Consider the following 20264-nt stretch of genomic DNA (forward strand, 5'->3'; position numbering starts at 1 on the left):
CCGAGCAAACCCAGTTGCGCCATGGATTGCCTTGGCGCAGGCGCGCCTGTGCCCTGCGTGCGCCCTAAACAACGCTTCAACGGTCCCAGCGGATCTTTGGATGTTGTGCCGCCCTGTAAAGGTTTGCAGGGCGTTGTTCAACCGATAAGGAGTATTTGCATGAACAAGATTTACGCGTTGGTCTGGAACCAGGCCCAGGGTTGCTGGAACGTGACCCATGAAGGGGCGCGCCGTCGGCGCCGCTCCGGCTCGGGCAAGGGCCTGGTGGTGGCGGCCGCCAGTCTTCTGGCATTGATCGGCGGGCCCTCGGCCTTCGCCTTGCCGACAGGCGCGCAAGTGGTGTCCGGGAGCGCTGATATGCAGACCCAGGGCCAGCACCTGTCCATCAACCAGCACAGCGACAAACTGATCACCCACTGGAAGGATTTCAACGTGGGTGCCGAGCAGTCGGTGACCTTCAACCAGCCCAGCAGTACCTCGATCGCCTTGAACCGGGTGATAGGTGTCAATGGCAGTCAGATCCACGGGCAGATCAATGCCAACGGCCAGGTGTTCCTGATCAACCCCAACGGGGTGGTCTTCGGCCAGGGCGCGCAAGTGAATGTCGGCGGCCTGGTGGCTTCGACCCAGAACCTCAGCGATGCCGATTTCAACGCGGGCAACTACAAGTTCGCCGGGACTTCAGGGGCGCAAATCCTCAACCAGGGCACCATCACCGCCGCTGACGGTGGCGCTATCGCGTTATTGGGGGCGAATGTGCGCAACGAGGGCACGATCAAGGCCCAGGGCGGGAGCGTGGCGTTGGGCGCGGGCAATGGCTTCACCGTCAGTTTCGACAACAACCAACTGCTGGAGCTGCAAGTGGATGCCGCAGCGGTCAATGCGCTGGCAAGCAATGGTGGCCTGCTCAAGGCCGACGGCGGACAGGTGTTGATGACCGCCAAGGGCGCCGGTGCCATGCTGCAGACCGTGGTCAACAACCAGGGCACCATCGAAGCCAATACCCTGTCGCAAAAAGCCGGGCGGATCACCCTGGATGGCGGCGCTGTGGGGGTGGTCAATGTTGACGGTACGCTGCAGGCCAGCGCACTGGCTGGCGAGGGCGATGGCGGGGTGATCGAGACTCGGGGGGCGAGCACTCGGGTGCAGTTGCCGACCAAGGTCAACACCCAGTCCAGGGACGGCCAGACGGGCACCTGGAAGATCGCCAGCAACGACGTCAAGGTCGGCTCGTTCATCAGCGCCAAAAGCAACACCGTGCATGCCGATACCCTGTCGCGCAACCTGGCCACGACCCATATCGAACTGGCCAGTGGCAAGGGCGACGTGGCGGTGGACAACGGGATCTTCTGGTTCAGCGGCAACCGCTTGAGTCTCTCTTCGGCCAAGGACATCCGCCTGGATGACAGTCTGTTTGCCGGCGGCGCCAATGCCCGGGTCGAACTCGATGCCCAGGGCGATATCAAGCTCAACCGTCAGCTTGTGCTGAGCGGCAGCAACAGCAGTCTTGGGATCAATCACGGTGGCGATGTTGCGCTGGGCCAGAATGGACGCGTCACGCTGTCCGGCAGCGGTGCTCGCTTTGACGCCAACGGCGCGGACTACAGCGTCATTCAAAATGCCAAGCAGTTGCAGGCGATCGATAAAGACTTGGCGGGTCGCTATGTCCTCGGCAACTCCGTCCATGGCAGCAGCGCCCTCACCGCAATAGGTGGGCAGCAGGGGTTCAGCGGCGTCTTCGATGGCCTGGGCAATACCCTCAGTGGCTTCACGGTCAACAGCAACGGCGCCGATGGCGGATTGTTCGCCAGTTCGTCCGGCAGCATCAGCAACCTCAAGCTGGCCTCGATGACCATCAACGGTGCCACCTCCGGTTCCGGCGCGCTCGGCGGCCTGGTCGGGCGCAACAGCGGCAGCATTGCCAACGTCAGCGCCAGCGATCTGCGAGTGAATGCCAAGAGCCGGCAGGACAACCTGGTGGGTGGGCTGGTGGGGAGCAACTTTGGTGGCTCCATCGATGCGTCGTCCATGAGCGGCGTGGTGCTGGGTAATGCCTACACTTCGGCGGCCGGTGGCCTGGTGGGTGAGAATCGCCAGGGAGCGGCCGGTGGTGGCAGCGTGACCAACAGCCGCGCCGATGCCCGGCTTACCGCTAGCATCGCCAGCCATGCCGAGGGCGGAGTGGGTGGATTGGTGGGCATCAACCGTCAAGGGTTGATTGCCAATTCCGCAAGCTCCGGAGCGGTCTACAGTGGCGCCGGCTACAGCTACAAGGGCACGAACCTGGGCGGCCTGGTGGGCTACAACGAGGGCGGCCGTATCGAGGGCTCCCAGTCAGGGGTTGCCCTATCCGGCAACGGCGCGAGCAACGTTGGAGGCCTGGTCGGGCGCAACGAATCGGGCCGGATCAGCGACTCCTCGGCCAGCGGCGCGCTGCAGGGCACAGGCTTTGCCACGGCCGGTGGCCTGGTGGGGCTCAACCGCGACGGTGTTCTGCGCAACGTCAACGCCAGCGGCTCGGTCAATGCGGCGAACGGCCAGCACCTTGGTGGCCTGGTCGGGCAGAACCTTGACAGCGACATCAGCATGGCCGAAGCGTCCGGTAGGGTTCAGGGCTCCAGCAACAGCCATGTGGGCGGCCTCATCGGCTCCAACGCCGGCGGGCTCGTTGCCCAAGCGCTGGCCTTGGGCGATGTCCAGGCCAAGGATCAAAGCCATGTCGGCGGACTCATCGGTTACAACACCGGGAACCTGAAATCGGTCGAGGCCCGCGGTGACGTCAGTGCCGGCGCCAAGAGCATGGTCGGTGGACTGGTGGGCAGTCATGGTGTCGACAAGGGTGACAGCCTGATCGACACGGCCTCGGCCAAAGGCGCGGTCACCGGCGGCAGCTACAGCCTGGTCGGCGGCCTGGTGGGGCAGAACAAGGCCCAGATCGTCAATACGCTGGCCAGCGGCGAGGTCACCGGCAGCCGGGATGCGCGGCTGGGTGGCCTGGCGGGCCTGGACTTGGGTGACATTCGTCAATCCGCAGCCTTCGGCAATATCCAGGTGATTGCTGGCTATGACCGGTGGGGTGACGAGTAACTGATGGGACGGCCCCGCTGATTCCGGGGCCGGTCCAGGGTGCGTCATGGCCATTCATGGCGTACCCGATGTACCCGGCTCGTTGCACAAGCCGAACATCTGCCCTGGCGTCTGCTTCAGACGCCGAGGCTTTCCAGATCCCGGGCCAGCATCACCAACTGGTGGGCCAGGGAGTTTTGAAGTTTTTCACTGGACAGCTGAAAGCTCGGGGCTCCGCAGGTCAGGGCCATGATGCTGCCGTCGGCCAGACGCAGTGGCACGCCGGCGCCATTGACGTTGCGGTCCCACTCTCCCAGCGACAGGCAGAAGCCAAAGGCTTCGTATTCACGGAAGGAGTCCTCCAGGGACTTTTCCAGGACCGGCCATTCATCTCCGACTTTTTTCGCCACTTCCCGCAGCAGATGGTCACGCTCGATTTTCGGCGTAGCCGCCAGGTAGGCCCGTCCCGCCGCGCTGGTGGCCAGGGGCAGGCGCAACCCGGGCTCCATGCGCAGACTGGCCACTTCCGGCGGGCGGCTGCTGTCCACGTGAATCATCGACAGGCGATCGCGACAGGTCAGGCTGACCGTGGTGTTGGTGCGCCGGGAGAACTCGTCCATGAAGGGTTTGCCCAACTGGCGAACCCGCAGGCTGGCGGAGTAGGCGTAACCCAGGGCCAGTACCGCCGAATCCAGCTGGTACTTCTCCAGGTCCTGGTTGTACTTGAGATAGCCCAACTGCGTCAGGGTGTAGGTCAGGCGCGAAACCGTGGGTTTGGGCAGGCCGGTGATGCGGGCGATGTCCTGGTTACCACGTACCGCGTGACCGTGGGTAAAGGCCCGCAGGACTTCCAGGCCACGGGCCAGGGCTTCGACGAACTTGCGGTCTTTGGGCGCTGGTTCCGGGGCGTCGTTCGGGTCGTGCATGGGGTCTTCCGGTAGGGGCTGGTGCCGGGCGCAATGCCAGTTGACCAGACAGCGGGTTCTTGGAAACAGGGCAAAAATGTTATCCCGGAACCGCTTGAAATGAAATCGACGATTCCCTCTCGGAACACTATTGCGCCAGGCAGGCAGCCGTCTCGTCAGGCGGTCGTAGCGGGTCGATCCAGCGTCTGCGGCTGACCGCCTCAGCGGCTGTCGAGGCGCAGTCGGCCACGCTTGAAAACGCCCTCGGCGCTGGCCAGCAGTCGATCCTCGGCATCCAGCAGGTCGCAACTGGCCATGAAGATCTTCACGCCGCCGCCCCGGGTGCGAGCCACCGCGCGGACTTCGGTCCCCGGGGGTGTGCTCGCCATGTAGTTGATGTTCAACGACAGGGTCAGGGCCAGCCGCCATTGCTCGGGGTCGGCGTGCCAGGTTCCGCTCATGCCCATGGCGGTGTCGGCCAGTGAGGCGATGACGCCGCCGTGCAGATTGCCGGCCTGATTGAGGTGATGGGGCTGGACGGTGACCGCGATGACGGTCTGCGCCTGCTGGTATTGCTGCAGGTCCAAGCCGAGATGGGCGGCGAAGCCACTGAACAGACCTTGCAGTATCGGCGCGTCAGGTACGGCACTCATAGGCGATGGCCCTTGGGGTCAGGTCCTGGTCCGAGTCGCGGGAGGCGAGGCGCCCATGACCGGCAGGCGGTGATTTTTCTGATTGTGTTTCGCAGAGGCATTTGCGCGTTGAAATGCAGAATGTCAGCGAATAATCTACCGGTCAATACGGAATGATATTTCGCACAGCGGAATATAAGTGATTGAAATGAACCGGGTGCATGGGGCAGGATCGACCCGATCCGGAGGTTGCATCCCGATCGACCCAGGGCTTGAAGGAGGCTCCATGTCCACGATCCGTACTCAGCGTCCTCATCACCGTGTCTGGCCCAAACGCTTGCCCCTGGCGCTGACGGTGCCCGCCACCTCGCTGTGGTTCAACCTGGAGGTGGCCGCCCAGCGCTACCCGGACAAAGTGGCGTATCGCTTCTTCGGTCGGGAGCTGAGTTTTTCGATGTTGCGTGCCCAGGCCCTGGCCTTGGCCGGCTGGTTGCAGAGCGTGGGCGTCGAATCCGGGGATCGGGTGGTGCTGTACCTGCAGAACTGTCCGCAATTCATCGTCGCCTACTACGCCATCCTGCGAGCGAATGCGGTGGTGGTGCCGGTCAACCCGATGAACAAGGTGGAGGAGTTGAGCTATCAGCTCGACGATGCTCAGGCGCGGGTGCTGATCTGTGCGGCGGACCTGACGCCGATTGCCCAGGCGGCCAACGCCACCCTGGCGCCCGAGCAGCAATTGCGCGAACTGCTGGTGACCCGCTACAGCGATGCCATGCCGGCGCCGGCGGACCTGCATCCGGCGGAAGCCCCCAGTCCCGAGATCGATGCCTGGCTGCGCAGCGCGCCGCCCCTGGCCACGGGCTACCGGCACTGGCTTGAAGTGCTCGACCTGGCCTTGAGCCCGGGGCCCCATGACGCCCAGGCCGACGACCTGGCCATGCTGCAATACACCTCGGGCACCACCGGCCACCCCAAGGGTTGCATGCACACCCATCGCAGCCTGATGAGCAACGCGGTCAGCGGCAGCTGGACCCAGTCCACCGTCGAGTCGGTGGGCCTGGGGGTGGTGCCGTTCTTCCACATCACCGGCCTGGTGTGTTTTGTCCTGCGGGCGGTGTTCGACGCCACCAGCACGGTGATCATGCCGCGTTGGGACCGGGAACTGGCCGGGCGCCTGATTTCCCGTCATCGGGTGACTCACTGGACCTGCATCCCGACCATGATCATCGACCTGTTCGCCAGCCCCAACTACCAGGAGTTCGAGCTGTCCAGCCTGGTGCATATCAATGGCGGCGGAGCGGCGATGCCGGAGGCCGTGGCGCAGCGCTTGCGGGAGGAGTTCGGCCTGACCTTTCTCGAAGGCTACGGGCTCACGGAAACCGCCGCCGCCAGCCATGGCAACCCCCCCGAGAGGGCCAAGCTGCAATGCCTGGGCATGCCGTTCTTCGGCGTCGACTCGCGGGTGGTCGATCCCCAGACCCTCAAAGAACTGGAGCCGGGCCAGGTGGGGGAAATCATTACCTGGGGGCCGATGCTGTTCAAAGGCTACTGGCGCAACCCCGAGGCGACCGCGGCGGCTTTTGTCGAATTCGAGGGCAAGCGCTTCCTGCGCACCGGCGACCTTGGCCACATGGACGAGGAGGGGTACTTCTTTCTCACCGATCGCCTCAAGCGAATGATCAACAGCAGTGGTTTCAAGGTCTGGCCGGCGGAGGTGGAGGCCCTGCTGTTCAAGCACCCGGCGGTGCATGAAGCCTGTGTCATCGCGGCCCGGGACACCTACCGCGGAGAAACCGTCAAAGCCCTGGTGGTCCTGCGCAGCGAGGCCGTTGGCCGTACCCGTCCACAGCAGATCATCGACTGGGCGCGCGAGCACATGGCCGCCTACAAAGTGCCGCGGCTGCTGGAGTTCGTCGACAGCCTGCCCAAGTCCGGCTCCGGCAAAGTCATGTGGCGGGTGCTCCAGGAGCGCGAGGCCAGCCAGCCCTGAACAGCGATGTCCTTGATGCGCTAACCAATGCCCGCGCCGGAGACGACAATGACGACAAAAATAATAACTGTCCAAGATCCGCACGCTTCACCCGACCCAGGCCAGCAGCTCGACGCGCTGTACGCGAAGATTCGCTGGCGCCTGCTGCCACTGCTGATGCTCTGCTACATGATCGCCTTCCTCGACCGGGTCAATATCGGCTATGCCCAACTGCAGATGAAACAGACGCTGGCGTTTGGCGACGCGGTCTATGGCCTTGGGGCCGGAATCTTCTTTATCGGCTACTTTCTTTTCGAAGTCCCCAGCAACCTCATGCTCAAGCGCAGTGGTGTGCGCAAGACCCTGCTGCGCATCATGTTCTGCTGGGGGCTGGTGGCCGCGGCGATAATGTTCGTCGCCACACCGTTGCAGTTCTACATCCTGCGTTTTCTCCTGGGGGCCTTCGAGGCGGGGTTCTTTCCGGGGGTGATCCTGTATTTCACTTACTGGTTTCCGGCGCCGCGCCGTGGGCAGGTGATCGCCATCTTCATGACGGCCGCCGCCGTCGCCGGACTGATCGCCGGTCCCGTTTCGGGGAGCATCCTCAAGTACCTCGATGGCGTGGCCGGCTTCAACGGCTGGCAATGGATGTTCGTGATCCAGGGCCTGCCGGCCAGCGTGCTGGGGGTGCTGGCCTTTCTATATCTGCAGGACAGCCCGGAGCAGGCCCGGTGGCTCAGTTCAAGGGAGCAGCGATTGCTCAAGGAGGACATGGCCCAGGACCTGAAAAATGCCCGCCACAAGTCCCGGGACAGCCTGGCGCAGATGTTTCGCGACCCCAAGATCTACCTGCTGTCCCTGGCCTATTTCATGTTCCTGGGCGCCACCTACATGCTGGTGTTCTGGATGCCGAGCCTGATCCAGGGCTGGGGCACCCAGGACCTGTTGCTGGTGGGGTTGATCACGGCGGTGCCCAATATCATCGGCATCGGCGGCATGGTGCTGATCGGCTGGCACTCGGACAAGCAGCGTGAGCGCCGCTGGCACTTTGTCGGCAGCATGGCCGTCGCGGCATTCGGCCTGGCGATCATCACCTTGCTCAACGGCCACCTGGTGATGTCGGTAGCGGCCCTGTGTGTGGCCTACGTGGGAATCAAGGCCGGCACTCCGCTGTTCTTCGCCCTGGTCAGCGAGTACCTGTCGGTGGCGGCCACTGCCGGGGGCATCGCCTTTATCAGCAGCCTGGGCAACCTTGGGCCGGCCGTTACGCCCTGGCTCAACGGGGTGATCAACAGCCATACCGGCGGGCATGTCTCCAGCATGTACCTGGGGATTGTGATGTACCTGCTGGCCGGCGCCCTGGTGTTGATCACGGCGCGTAGCGCCAGAGCCCCCCGAGCCGCAGTGGCCCTGGCCGAATCATGAACCTTCTGGTCAATGGCACAGGAGCCAGAGCATGAGCTTGCCCGAGATTCTTTCACAGCGTTTGCGCTTGCCGGTGGTGGCGGCGCCGCTGTTCATCATTTCCACCCCTGAACTGGTGATCGCCCAGTGCAAGGCCGGTATCGTCGGTTCGTTCCCGGCCTTGAATGCCCGGCCAGCAGAGCGCCTGAGTGGGTGGATCGAGCAGATCACCCAGGCCCTGGCCGAGCACGATCGGCTGCACCCGGAGCGGCCTGCGGCGCCTTTCGCGGTGAACCAGATCGTGCATCGCTCCAACGACCGGCTGGAGCAGGACATGGCGGTCTGCGTGAAGTACAAGGTGCCGATCATCATCACGTCCCTGGGCGCGCGTCCCGAGATCAACCAGGCGGTGCACAGCTACGGTGGCATCGTGCTGCACGACGTGATCAACAACCGCTTTGCCCGCAAGGCCATCGACAAGGGCGCCGATGGCCTGATTGCGGTGGCGGCTGGTGCTGGAGGCCATGCCGGCACCCAGTCGCCCTTTGCCCTGGTTCAGGAAATCCGCCAGTGGTTCGACGGCCCGCTGCTGCTTTCGGGGGCCATCGCCTCGGGCCGATCGATCCTCGCGGCCCGGGCCCTGGGCGCCGATCTGGCCTACATCGGCTCGGCCTTTATCGCCACCGCTGAAGCCAACGCCGTACCGGCCTACAAAGAGATGATCCGCCAGTCGGGGGCCGAGGACATCGTCTACACCAACCTCATCACCGGGGTGCATGGCAACTACCTGAAAGCCTCGCTGAGCGCTGCCGGCCTGGACCCCGAGGCATTGCCCAGCAGCGACCCCTCACAGATGAACTTCGGCGCGGATCGGCAACGGCCCAAGGCCTGGAAGGAGATCTGGGGCTGTGGCCAGGGCATTGGCGTTCTGCACGCGGTGCCGGCCGCCGAAGTGCTGGTGGCGCGCCTGGCCACGGAGTATCGAGAGGCTTGCCAACGGCTTGGCTGCCAGGTGTTCTGAGTCGCTGTGGCTTGATAGCGCTGCCGGCAGTTGCCGGCAGCGGCGTTTCCGAGAACGCTGTGGCGGCTACCAGAGCTTGAGGCTGTAGTCGAGGATCAGCCGGTTCTCATCCACATTGGCGACACCTGCCGCCCTTTTGCCCAGGGCCTGTGATTGCCGGTCCGAGAGACTCATGGGGTCGGTGCTTGGCCAAGGGCGACGTAGCGCTGCAGGTGGTGATCCTCGTCCCCCAACTGATGGTCGATCATTACCAGCCGCTTGGCGTAATGGGCCAGTGGCAACTCCCAGGTCATGCCGATACCGCCATGCAGTTGGATGCATTCCTCTGCCACCAGGACGCCGATGCGGCCGATGCTGACCTTGGCCGCCGACAGGCTGCGTTCGCGGGTCAGACGGTCGGCGTCGAGGGCGGCCGCGGCGTTGATCACTGCCGAACGCGCCTGCTCGATCTCCAGCAACAACACCGCCATGCGATGCTGCAGTGCCTGGAAGCTACCGATAGGACGGCCGAATTGCTGGCGGGTACGCAGGTAGTCCAGGGTCGCCAGCTTGGCGGCCTCCATGGCGCCCAGGGCTTCCGCGCACAGCGCCAGCACGCCTCGGCCAATCGCCCGCTCCAGGGGCGCGTAACCCTGGTGCAGGTCGCCCAGCAGGGCATAGCCCGGCAGGATCACCTGGTCCAGCCGCAGCTGGGCAACCGGGCCGCTGTCGAGGGTGGCGCAACCCCGGATCTGCAGGCCCGGGGTATCTGCCGGTACCAGGAACAGCGAAATTCCCAGGCGGTCGTCGATGGCCCCCGCGGTGCGTGCCGAAACCACCAGCAGACCGGCCTGCTCGCCGTGCAGGACCAGGCTCTTGAGGCCGTCCAGGCGCCAGCCATCGGCATCTGGCTCGGCGCGGCAGGCGACCCGGTTGAGTTCGTAGTGGCTATCGGGTTCGTCATGGGCCAGGGCGGCGATCAGGCTGCCGTCGATGATCTTCGCCAGCTCGACTTTCTGCGCCTCGGTGCCGGCGCTGGCGATGGCGTCGCCGGCCAGCACCGCGCTGCCCAGCAACGGCTCTACCAGCAACCCGCGACCAATGGCCTCGAAGACCAGGGCCAGGTCGAAGCCGCTGCCGCCGTAGCCACCGTCGGCTTCGCTGAACAGGGCGCCGATCACCCCCAGGTCCGCCAGCTGGCGCCAGATATCGGGGTTGAAGCCCAGGTCGGATTGCAGGCTCTGCTGGCGTTTTTCCAGGTTGTACTGCTGGGCGATGAAGCGGTTCAGGCTGTCGCCGAGCATGCGCTGCTCCGCGCTGTGTTCGAAGTTCATGTGCGCCCCCTCAGAGCCCGAGAATCATTTTCGAAATGATGTTTTTCTGGATTTCATTGGAGCCGCCGAAGATCGACAGCTTGCGATTGTTGAAGTACTGCGCCGCCGCGCTGCTGGCGAAGGCCGGGCCCAGGTCCAGCGCGTCGGCCTGCTCCTGGGCCGCCATGACCCGGGCGGCGGGGCCCATGGCCCGGCGTAGCAGGGCGGTCAGTTCCTGACGGATCTGCGTGCCGCAGATTTTCAGCATCGAGCTTTCCGCGCCGGGGGCACCGCCGCCAGCGACGGCCGCGATCACCCGCAGGTTGGTGGTCTTCATGTTCTCGAGATCGATCTCGACCCGTGCCAGGCGCGCGGCGAATTGCGGGTCTTCCAGCAGCGGCCGGCCGTGGCGGGTGCGCTGCGCCGCCACGCGCTTGAGGCGCTGCAGCGCGGCCATGGACAAGCCGACCCCGGCAATGTTGGTGCGCTCGTAGGTCAGGAGGTACTTGGCGCAGGTCCAGCCCTTGTTCTCCTCGCCCACTCGATTGGCCACCGGCACCCGCACGTCGGTGAAGAAGACTTCGTTGATTTCGTGATCGCCTTCCAGGGTGATGATCGGCCGCACCTCGACCCCGGGGCTGGCCATGTCGATCAGCAGGAAGCTGATGCCTTCCTGGGGCTTGGCCTCACGGTCGGTGCGTACCAGGCAGAAAATCATGTTGGCGTGCTGGCCCAGGGTGGTCCAGGTCTTCTGGCCGTTGACCACATAGTGATCGCCGTCGCGCACGGCCGTGGTCTTCACCGCCGCCAGGTCCGAGCCAGCACCGGGTTCCGAATAGCCCTGGCACCACCAGTGGCGGCCGTCGAGAATCCGCGGCAACCAATAGTCCTGCTGCTGCGGGGTGCCGTACTTGATCAGCACCGGCCCCAGCATATTGACGCCAAAGGGCACGATGCGCGGCGCATTGGCCAGCCCGCACTCCAGCTCGAAGATGAACTTTTCCACGGGGCTCCAGCCCGGTCCGCCAAAGGCTTCGGGCCAGTGATTGGCCAACCAGCCGCGGGCGTTGAGCAGTGCATGCCATTGCTCCATATCGGCCTTGGACAGGCGCTCGCCTGCGGCCACCTTGTCACTCAGGGCAGGGGGCAGGCGTTCGGCGAGAAAGCTTCGCACCTGGTCGCGAAAGGCCTCTTCTTGTGGGGTGAAACTCAGGTCCATGGCGATGTCCTCAGTAGATTTCGAACAGCGCGGCGGCGCCCATGCCGCCGGCGATGCACAGGCTGACCACGGCGTACTTCACCCCCCGCCGACGTCCCTCAAGCAGCACATGGCCGGCCAGGCGCGCGCCGGTCATGCCGAACGGGTGACCCAGGGCGATGGCGCCGCCGTTGACGTTCAGGCATTCGTCGGCGATGCCCAGTCGCTGCTGGCAGTAGAGCGCCTGGGAGGCGAAGGCTTCGTTGAGTTCCCAGAGGCCGATGTCCTCGATCTTGAGGCCGTGTCGGGCCAGCAGCTTGGGCACGGCGAACACCGGGCCTATGCCCATCTCGTCGGGCTCGCAGCCAGCCACCGCCATGCCACGAAATGCCCCCAAGGGGGTCAGGTTGGCGCGGGACGCTTCCCGGGCCTCCATCAATACGCAGGCCGAGGCGCCGTCGGACAGTTGCGAGGCATTGCCGGCGCTGATGAAACGCTCAGGGCCTTGCACCGCTTGCAGTTTGGCCAGGGCCTCGTAGGTGGTGCCGCGACGGTTGCAGGTGTCGGCCTCCACCGTGACCTGAAGCTGGCTGACCCTGCCGCTCTGTTTGTCGGTCAGCGCCATGGTGGTGGTGCAGGGGATGATTTCCTCGCGGTAGCGGCCAGCCAGTTGTGCGGCTTCGGTCTTTTGCTGGCTTGCCAGCGAAAAACGGTCCTGGGCCTCGCGGCTGATGCCATAGCGCGCGGCGACGATGTCGGCGGTTTCGATCATCGGCAGGAACAGTTCCGGCTTGTGCTGCACCAGCCAGGGGTCGAGGTCCGGGTCGTCGCTGGCGCCACGGCCACGGATCTGCGAAATGCTTTCCACGCCGCCGGCGATGATCGCCGGGGCGCCGTCCACCACGATGCGTCCCGCGGCCATGGCAATGGCCTGCAACCCGGAGGCGCAGAAGCGGTTGACCGTGGTGCCGGCGATGCTGATGGGCAAGCCGGCACGGACCACTGCCAGGCGCGCGACGTTGCGCCCGGTGGTGCCTTCGCCATAGCCGCAGCCGAGGATGGCATCTTCGATCAGCCCCGGATCGATGGTGGCCCGCTCGACCGCGGCGCGCACTGCGAAGGCGGCGAGGGTGGGGCCTGGGGTGATGTTGAATTCGCCGCGATGGGCCTTGGTCAGGGGCGTGCGTGCAGTGGAGACTATGACGGCTTCGCGCATGGGACGTGCTCCTTGGTCAGTGGCTGTGGTTGAGGCTGTCGAAGTTCTCGCCGCGCTCTACCAACTGCACCAGCAAGGGGGAGGCTTTCCAGAACAGCGGATCTTCTTCGGCGAATTCGCGGATATCCGCCAGGACCTGGGGCAGGCCGTACTGGTCGGCGTACTTGAGCGGCCCTCCGCGATAGCGTGGGAAGCCGTAGCCATGGATAAGGGTGATGTCCACGTCCAGGGGGCGCAGGGCGATGCCTTCATGCACCACGTTGGCCCCTTCGTTGATCATGGCCGCCATGTAGCGCCGCAGGATTTCCGGGTTGCTGAAGCTCCGGGGCGAGATGCCGGCCCGGGCCCGCTCGGTATCGATGATCGCCAGGACCTCCGGGTCCTGCCTGGCGCTGCGCGGCCCCTCGGGATAGAGGTAGTAACCGCGACCGGTTTTCTGCCCGAACCAGCCGCGCTCGCAGAGGCGGTCGGCGATCTGTACATAGCGGGCCCGGGGATCGCGGGTGGCGGCCTTGCGCTGGCGGGTTGCCCAGCCAATGTCGCCACCGGCCAGGTCGGTCACCTGGAAGGGTCCCATGGGGAAGCCGAAATCCCGCAGGACCTGGTCGATCTGATAGGGCGAGGCACCGTCTTCCATCATGTGGTCAGCGGCCTGGCGATAGACCGCGAGGATGCGATTGCCGATGAACCCATCACAGACCCCGGCACGCACCGGCACCTTGCGCAGCTTCTTCGCCAGCTCGAAGGCGGTGGCGACGACATCGCTGGCGACCTTGGACGGGACCACGATCTCCAGCAGCTTCATGATGTTGGCGGGGGAGAAGAAGTGCAGGCCGATGACGTCGGCGGGCCGCGAGACGCTGTCGGCGATGGCGTTGATGTCCAGGTAGGAGGTGTTGCTGGCGAGCACCGCGCCGGCCTTGCACACCCGATCCAGTTCGGCGAATACCGCAAGCTTGGCCGCCATGTCCTCGAACACGGCCTCGATCACCAGATCGGCGTGGGCCAGGTCCTGGTAGTCGGTGCTGGCACTGAAGCGGGCCAGGGTCGCGGCTTTGTCGGCCTGGGTCAGGCGGCCTTTGTCGATCAAGGTGTCGTAGACCTTTTCGAGATTGCCGCGGCCGCGATTCAGGGCGTCCTGGTCGCGCTCGATCATGGTCACTTCCAGGCCCGCGTCGAGGGCCGTCACGGCGATGCCGGCGCCCATGGTGCCGCCACCCACCACGCCCACCCGGGCAATGGCCCGGGGAGCTGCCGCGCGGGTTTCGGGGGCCTTGAGCACTTCGCGCTCAGCGAAGAAGGCATGCACCAGCCCGGCGCGCTGCGGGCTGTCGAGGCACTCCAGAAACAGTCGGCGTTCTTCGCGCAGGCCGTCTTCGAAAGATTGATCGAGGGCTGCTTCCACGGCCTGGATGATGTGCAACGGAGACAGCAGGCCCCGAGATTTCTGCGTGGCCTGCTGGCGGGCAGCATCGATCGCTTGGCGCTGGGCGGTTTGCTCGTTCAGGGCCTGGGCATCCCGGGTACGTCGGACAGTGGCGCCCTGTGCCAGCAACTGGCGCATATAGGCCAGGCCTTCGGCCAGGGCGTCATCACTGTCCCCCAGACGGTCGACCAAGCCCAGGCCCAGGGCCTCCTCGGCGCTCAGGTGGCGCCCGCTGAGCATCAGCTCCAGGGCCGCTCTGGCACCGATCAGGCGCGGCAGACGCTGGGTGCCGCCGGCGCCGGGGAGCAGGCCCAGCAGCACCTCCGGCAGACCGAGCCGGGCGCTGCCGGTGGCCAGACGGTAGTGGGCGGCGATGGCGACTTCCAGGCCTCCTCCCAGGGCCACACCCTGGATCGTCGCCAGCACCGGCTTGCTGCTGTCCTCGATCCGTTGGACCACTTCCGGCAACGTCGGCGCCTGGGGTGTCTTGCCGAATTCGCGAATGTCGGCGCCGCCGCAGAAGTGCCGTCCTGCGCCGACCAGCAGTATGGCTTCGACCGCCGGGTTGTCGCCGGCACTGTCGATGGCCGCCAGCAGTCCGCGGCGGATCTCCACCCCCAGGGCATTGACCGGCGGGTTGTTGAGGGTCAGCACCAGGATGTTTCCGTGCAGTGCGCTGTCGACGATTGGCAGGGCTGTTTGGCAACTCATTGCTGCAGTCTCCGGGGTGAAGGCCAGCGAGAGGTCGATGGGCGCGGCGTGGCGTTCAGGGTGACCAGCGGGACAACGTCCCAGTCACTGATAGCTTGATTCCGCTATTTGAATCACTTGGCGAAAATAATCCTGTCATCAATGAATAATGCGGTCAATACGGAATGATATTTCGCAGTGCGGAATAAATAAGCGGTTTTAGCGGTAAAGCGGTCTTCCATGGCAGGTTTTGGATCAGGGTTCGATGTTTGACATATTTGATTTGTGATCACATATTGTCGGGCACAAGAACCACAACACAGGTAGATCCCATGTCTGAAGGTCCGGTTTCTCAAGATCCTGTTTCTCAAGATCCAATCCCCCTACCCACATTGCGTCAGGTTTCTCGCGATACCTTGCAGGAGCAGGTGTACCGGCAGATCCGCGAAGCCTTGATGAGTGGGCGTTTTCAACCGGGCCAGAAGTTGACCATCCGTGGCCTGGCCGAAGCCCTGGGTTCCAGCCCCATGCCGGTACGCGAAGCCTTGCAGCGCCTGAGTGCGGAAAATGCTTTTGAAGTCACGGAAACTTCACGTCTGCGAGTGCGAATGATGACGCTGGAGCGTCTGCGGGAGATCCGTGACGCACGGGTGGCACTGGAGGGGCTACTGGCGGAAAAAGCCCTGCAGCACCTGCAAAAGAGCGATCTGCAGGAGATCACCGATCTGTGCCGGCAGATGCAAAAGGCTGCCGACGAGGTGGATGTGTCCCGTTACCTGTGGACCAACTTCGCCTTTCACCGGCGAATCTATGCTGTGGCCCGAGCCGAGCTGACCATGGCCGCGGTGGAGAACTTCTGGTTGCACATGGGGCCGTGTTTCGCCCTGGTGGCGCCGGACCAGGCCCACCTGCAACGTTCCATGGAGGCCCACGATCGCATCGTCGAAGCCCTGGCCGCCGGTGACGGTCCGGGAGTGCGAGCGGCGGTCACCGACGACATCATGCAAGCGGCGGATTCCCTGGGCCGGCTGTTGGCCAAGAAGCCTGGTGCGGCGGCGGTCAAAGGAGGTCGGGCATGAGCATCTTGCAGCGCTTGCAGCCTTATCCGGGCTTGCGGGTGATGATTTCCGGCGGCGCGGCGGGCATCGGCGAAGTGCTGGCCCGGGCCTATCTCGAAGCCGGGGCCCGGGTGCATGTCTGCGACGTCAGTGAGGCGGCGCTGGCGGCGTTCCGGGATCGCTATCCCCAGGCGCTGGCGACCCGCACCGATGTCGCTGATCCGGAACAGGTCCGAGCCCTGTTCCAGCTTCAGGCAGAGCGCTTCGGCGGGCTGGACGTACTGGTCAACAACGCAGGCATTGCCGGGCCCACGGCCGGCATTGACGCCGTCAGCGACGCAGACTGGCAACGCACCATCGATATCAACCTGACCGCGCAGTACCGCTTTGCCCACCACGGGGTGCCTTTGCTCAAGGCCTCGGACAACGCCCATCTGTTGCACATCGCCTCGGTGGCCGGGCGCCTGGGATATGCCTGGCGCACGCCGTATGCGGCCACCAAGTGGGCCATCGTCGGGCTGATGAAATCCCTGGCGGCCGAGCTTGGGGCCAGCGATATCCGGGTCAATGCGCTGTTGCCGGGCATCGTCGAGGGACCGCGCATGGATGCGGTGATTCAGGCCCGGGCCGAACAGACCGGGGTGCCGGTTGCCGTCATGCGCCAGGAGTACCTGAACAAGATCTCCCTCAAGCGCATGGTCAGTGCCGAAGACGTGGCCGCCATGGCGCTGTTTCTCTGCTCGCCGGCGGCCCGCAATATCACTGGCCAGGCGATCAGCGTCGACGGCAACGTCGAGTACCTCTAGCCACACCCGCGATCCGCACCGCTGAAGGTCGTCAGCGGTGAATTCCATCAGCGACACCCAGGGATTTTTTTCATCAAGAATAAAAGTCGGAGTACCGTCATGCCTGAAAAAACGCCTGTCATCATCACTTGCGCAGTCACCGGGGCGATTCATACCCCGTCCATGTCGCCGCACCTGCCGATCACCGCCGGAGAAATTGCCGCCCAGGCCATTGCTGCGGCCCAAGCCGGTGCGGCCATCGTGCACCTGCATGCCCGAGATCCGGAGGATGGGCGGCCGAGCCAGGACCCCGAGCTGTTCCGGCGTTTTCTGCCGCAGATCAAGGGTGCCTGCGATGTGGTGATCAATCTCACCACCGGTGGCGCACCCACCATGGGCGTCGAGGAACGTCTGCAGCCAGTGCTGGAATTCAAGCCGGAGCTGGCCTCGCTGAACATGGGCTCGATGAACTTCGGCCTGTACGAAATGCTCAACCGCTTCACCGAGTTCAAGCATGACTGGGAGCGGCCGTACCTGGAGGAGAGCGACGACCGCATCTTCCGCAATACCTTCCGCGATATTGCCCATATCCTCAGCGCCTGTGCCGAGAATCGCACGCGCTTCGAGATCGAGTGCTACGACATCGGTCACCTCTACACCGCTGCGCATTTCCTGGAGCGCGGCCTGCTCAAGGCACCGCTGTTCATCCAGTCGGTGTTCGGCCTGCGTGGCGGCATCGGTGGACATCCCGAGGATCTGGCACACATGCGCCGCACCGCCGACCGGCTGTTTGGCGATGCCTATCACTGGTCGATCCTTGGCGCCGGGCGCAACCAGATCCCCCTGGCCACCATGGGCCTGGCCATGGGCAGCCATGCCCGGGTCGGCCTCGAGGACTCGCTGTGGGATGGCCCCGGCAAACTGGCGACCAGCAACGCTGATCAGGTGCGGCGCATTCGCACGGTCATCGAAGCCCTGGGCGGCCGTGTCGCGACCCCGGACGAAGCTCGGGCCCTGCTCGGGCTCAAGGGGCGTGACCAGGTCGCGTTCTGACCCTTGAAGGCCCGTGTCAGCGGCCCTGGCTCCAGGCCCGCTGACGATCCCGCATAACAACTAAAAAGGGATATGCCCCATGCACACTGCAACCACTGCAGCGCCCCGGGACTCGCAACAACTGACCCGGCTGATGTTTCTCAAGCTCATGCCGCTGTTGATCGCGGCCTATGTCCTGAGTTTTCTCGACCGCACCAACATCGCCCTGGCCAAACACCAACTGGATGTGGACCTGGGCATTTCCGCGGCTGCCTATGGCCTGGGTGCCGGGTTGTTCTTCCTCACCTATGCGCTGTCCGAGGTGCCCAGCAACCTGATCATGCACAAGGTCGGCGCGCGCTTCTGGATTGCCCGGATCATGGTCACTTGGGGGCTGATCTCCGCCGCCATGGCCTGGGTCCAGGGCGAGACCTCCTTCTATGTGCTGCGCCTGCTGCTGGGGATCGCCGAAGCCGGCCTGTTTCCCGGGGTCATGCTGTACCTGACCTACTGGTTCGACCGCCGGCAACGGGCCCGGGCTACCGGCTATTTCCTGCTGGGGGTATGCCTGGCCAATATCATCGGCGGTCCGCTGGGGGCGGCGGTGATGAAAATGGATGGCCTGTTGGGCTGGCATGGCTGGCAGTGGGTGTTCCTGCTCGAAGGGCTGCCGGCGGTGTTCTTCGCCTGGGTGGTCTGGCGGCGCCTGCCGGACCGTCCAAGCCGCGCGCCCTGGTTGAGCGCCGAGGAGGCCCGGGGCATCGAGCAGCGCCTGGCCGACGAAGCCGATGAGGGCGCGGGGCAGGGCGGGCATTCGTTCCGCCAGTGCTTTACGCCGCAGATCCTGCTGGCGATCTTTGTCTACTTCTGTCACCAGATCACCATCTACACCGTGATCTTTTTCCTCCCCAGCATCATTGGCAAGTACGGCAGCCTGAGCCTGATGAGCGTCGGCCTGCTGACCTCGCTGCCATGGATCGCCGCGGCGCTGGGGGCGATCAGCCTGCCACGGCTGGCCAGCAGCGCGCAGCGGGCCCGGCGCCTGCTGGTCTGCGGCTTGCTGACGATGGCGGCCGGGCTGTTGATCGCGGCCTTTTCCGGGCCGGTGTTGAGTCTGCTGGGGTTCTGCGTGGCGGCGCTGATGTTCTTCGTGGTGCAGTCGATCATCTTCCTGTACCCGGCGTCACGGCTCAAAGGCGCGGCCCTGGCGGGAGGTCTGGGCTTTGTGAACTCCTGCGGACTGTTGGGCGGTTTTGTCGGCCCCTCGGTCATGGGGGCGATCGAGATGAGCACCGGCGATGCCATGAACGGCCTCAAGGCCATTGCCCTGGTGCTGCTGGTGGCGGCGCTGGTGGCCTTGCGCTTGCGTCAGGGCCATGAAGATCAGCGTCCGGAGCGCCCCATGGCCGCGGTTGCGCACCCTGTTCCGGGGCGCTCAAGCGGGTTGTGAACGCTTGCAGCGCAGGCCGCGCTGTCGAGAGCCTTGAGCAAACGCCCGGTGCAATGCACCGGGCGTTTTACGTTGCGAGCACTGCTGTGGCCCGGAACCGGCCAGCGGTCGCTTGATCCGCAGGTTACCGGGCGCAATCGCTGCGGTTTATCGCGGTGTTGCAATGTCGGTGGCCTTATATAAGAAGTGTCTTATTCATTAGTCGCTTTTTATCTGGTTAGTGGTGTTTTTTATAAGTAGTACAAGTTCCCAAGAAAAATCTTGTTCATTTAAGGAGCGCTCCTCGTTACATGAAGATTGGTCGTTATTCTAAAAGAAGAGTGCGGTCGGTATCTTGATGTTCGCTCTGGATGGAACGCAGATGCCTGTTGGTAATGTGTGTTTTATTGTGGGCAAGAGCAGTTGATCGAGGTTGTTGTGGTGTTCAACTCATGTTTCGTTGGCTCGAAGTTCAGCAAGGCTGTACGTCTCGGGAGAGCGAGTTTGTTTTGAATGCTGTGCTCTTAGACGGTTTTTAATAATAGGGAATCAGATGAAACTTAAATCTTTTGCATCCATGGCGGCCTCCGGGTTGCTGCTTGCGGCACTGACTCCGGCATTGAGCTACGCAGAAACCGGTGTCAACTCCGGCAACGTGAAGTTCGAAGGCCTGATCTCCAGCGTCAGTTGCAAGGTTCAGGTCGATGCCAACGAGTCCGGAGCGAACACCGGCACGGTCAAGTTCGGCAACGTCCTGCCTTCGGTGTTCGACGGTGGCATCGGCTCGGCTTCCGAGTTCAAGGAGTTCAACATCAACCTCAGTGGCAGCGGCTGCACCGACGGCTCCAAAGCCGCCGTCAGCTTCCACAAGGACGGTTTCATCGATAACGCCACCGGCAACCTGCGTCTGATCGACAGCGGTTCCGGTTCGGCGTCGGGCGTGCAGATCCAGATTCACAACAACGGCGCCAACCCGGGGAAAATCGACCTCTCGGAAAACAACAATCAGCAGTTTGCCGAAGTGGCGGGCAACAAGGCCGTGCTCAAGTTCAAGGCCTCCTATGTGGCGGTCAGCGACACGGTCCTCCCAGGTCGTGCCGACTCCAATATCAACTTCGATGTGACGTACAACTGACGTCTG

15 protein-coding genes are annotated in these 20264 nt (G+C 64.2%); 9 read left to right on the top strand and 6 right to left on the bottom strand.

The window, feature by feature from the left end; all coding sequences use genetic code 11:
• Nucleotides 1-159 precede the first annotated feature (159 nt).
• Nucleotides 160-3087, top strand: a complete 2928-nt coding sequence (locus DNK59_RS15420; RefSeq protein ID WP_110723743.1) for a GLUG motif-containing protein — start codon at nt 160-162, stop codon at nt 3085-3087.
• 116 nt (nt 3088-3203) lie between these two features.
• Here DNK59_RS15420 and DNK59_RS15425 read toward each other — a convergent pair whose 3' ends face one another.
• Entirely contained in the window at nt 3204-3992 is a 789-nt protein-coding gene (locus DNK59_RS15425; protein ID WP_092320402.1) for an IclR family transcriptional regulator, read from the bottom strand.
• A 200-nt stretch (nt 3993-4192) separates the two neighbouring features.
• On the bottom strand, nt 4193-4624 hold the full coding sequence (locus DNK59_RS15430) for a PaaI family thioesterase (protein ID WP_092320403.1): 432 nt from the start codon (nt 4622-4624) through the stop codon (nt 4193-4195).
• Nucleotides 4625-4889: 265 nt separating this feature from the next.
• Here DNK59_RS15430 and DNK59_RS15435 point away from each other — a divergent pair, with 265 nt between their 5' ends.
• From DNK59_RS15435 to DNK59_RS15445, 3 genes are read left to right on the top strand one after another with little or no spacing between them, the layout of a single operon-like run.
• Nucleotides 4890-6593 carry a long-chain fatty acid--CoA ligase gene (locus DNK59_RS15435; RefSeq protein WP_110723744.1) on the top strand — a complete coding sequence of 568 codons (1704 nt, stop codon included), beginning with the start codon at nt 4890-4892 and terminating at the stop codon, nt 6591-6593.
• A gap of 48 nt (nt 6594-6641) precedes the next feature.
• Nucleotides 6642-7997, top strand: coding sequence for an MFS transporter (locus DNK59_RS15440; RefSeq protein ID WP_110723745.1), 1356 nt, complete (start codon nt 6642-6644; stop codon nt 7995-7997).
• Between the two features lie 31 nt (nt 7998-8028).
• Nucleotides 8029-8997 carry a nitronate monooxygenase family protein gene (locus DNK59_RS15445; protein WP_110723746.1) on the top strand — a complete coding sequence of 323 codons (969 nt, stop codon included), beginning with the start codon at nt 8029-8031 and terminating at the stop codon, nt 8995-8997.
• 170 nt (nt 8998-9167) lie between these two features.
• On the opposite strand, the gene DNK59_RS15450 is transcribed toward DNK59_RS15445, so the two are convergent.
• The 4 genes from DNK59_RS15450 to DNK59_RS15465 are packed head-to-tail and all read right to left on the bottom strand — an operon-like array spanning nt 9168 to nt 14840.
• Nucleotides 9168-10310, bottom strand: coding sequence for an acyl-CoA dehydrogenase family protein (locus tag DNK59_RS15450; RefSeq protein ID WP_110723747.1), 1143 nt, complete (start codon nt 10308-10310; stop codon nt 9168-9170).
• A 10-nt stretch (nt 10311-10320) separates the two neighbouring features.
• Entirely contained in the window at nt 10321-11508 is a 1188-nt protein-coding gene (locus DNK59_RS15455; RefSeq protein WP_110723748.1) for an acyl-CoA dehydrogenase family protein, read from the bottom strand.
• 10 nt (nt 11509-11518) lie between these two features.
• Entirely contained in the window at nt 11519-12703 is a 1185-nt protein-coding gene (locus DNK59_RS15460) for an acetyl-CoA C-acyltransferase (RefSeq protein WP_110723749.1), read from the bottom strand.
• Nucleotides 12704-12719: 16 nt separating this feature from the next.
• Nucleotides 12720-14840 carry a 3-hydroxyacyl-CoA dehydrogenase NAD-binding domain-containing protein gene (locus DNK59_RS15465; protein ID WP_110723750.1) on the bottom strand — a complete coding sequence of 707 codons (2121 nt, stop codon included), beginning with the start codon at nt 14838-14840 and terminating at the stop codon, nt 12720-12722.
• A gap of 311 nt (nt 14841-15151) precedes the next feature.
• Here DNK59_RS15465 and DNK59_RS15470 point away from each other — a divergent pair, with 311 nt between their 5' ends.
• From DNK59_RS15470 to DNK59_RS15490, 5 genes are all read left to right on the top strand, one after another.
• Nucleotides 15152-15898 carry a GntR family transcriptional regulator gene (locus tag DNK59_RS15470; RefSeq protein WP_110723751.1) on the top strand — a complete coding sequence of 249 codons (747 nt, stop codon included), beginning with the start codon at nt 15152-15154 and terminating at the stop codon, nt 15896-15898.
• A complete protein-coding gene (locus tag DNK59_RS15475; protein WP_110723752.1) occupies nt 15895-16683 on the top strand; it encodes an SDR family oxidoreductase in 789 nt (262 codons plus the stop codon). The genes DNK59_RS15470 and DNK59_RS15475 overlap by 4 nt, the downstream gene beginning before the upstream one ends.
• A 99-nt stretch (nt 16684-16782) precedes the next feature.
• Complete coding sequence (locus tag DNK59_RS15480) at nt 16783-17715, top strand: 3-keto-5-aminohexanoate cleavage protein (protein ID WP_110723753.1); 933 nt, start codon at nt 16783-16785, stop codon at nt 17713-17715.
• A 79-nt stretch (nt 17716-17794) separates the two neighbouring features.
• Nucleotides 17795-19144: an MFS transporter gene (locus DNK59_RS15485; RefSeq protein WP_110723754.1), complete on the top strand. Its 1350-nt coding sequence runs from the start codon at nt 17795-17797 to the stop codon at nt 19142-19144.
• A gap of 532 nt (nt 19145-19676) precedes the next feature.
• On the top strand, nt 19677-20258 hold the full coding sequence (locus DNK59_RS15490) for a fimbrial protein (RefSeq protein WP_110723755.1): 582 nt from the start codon (nt 19677-19679) through the stop codon (nt 20256-20258).
• Nucleotides 20259-20264 lie beyond the last annotated feature (6 nt).

Source organism: Pseudomonas sp. TKO26 (assembly GCF_003225665.1).
Lineage (GTDB): Bacteria > Pseudomonadota > Gammaproteobacteria > Pseudomonadales > Pseudomonadaceae > Aquipseudomonas > Aquipseudomonas saponiphila.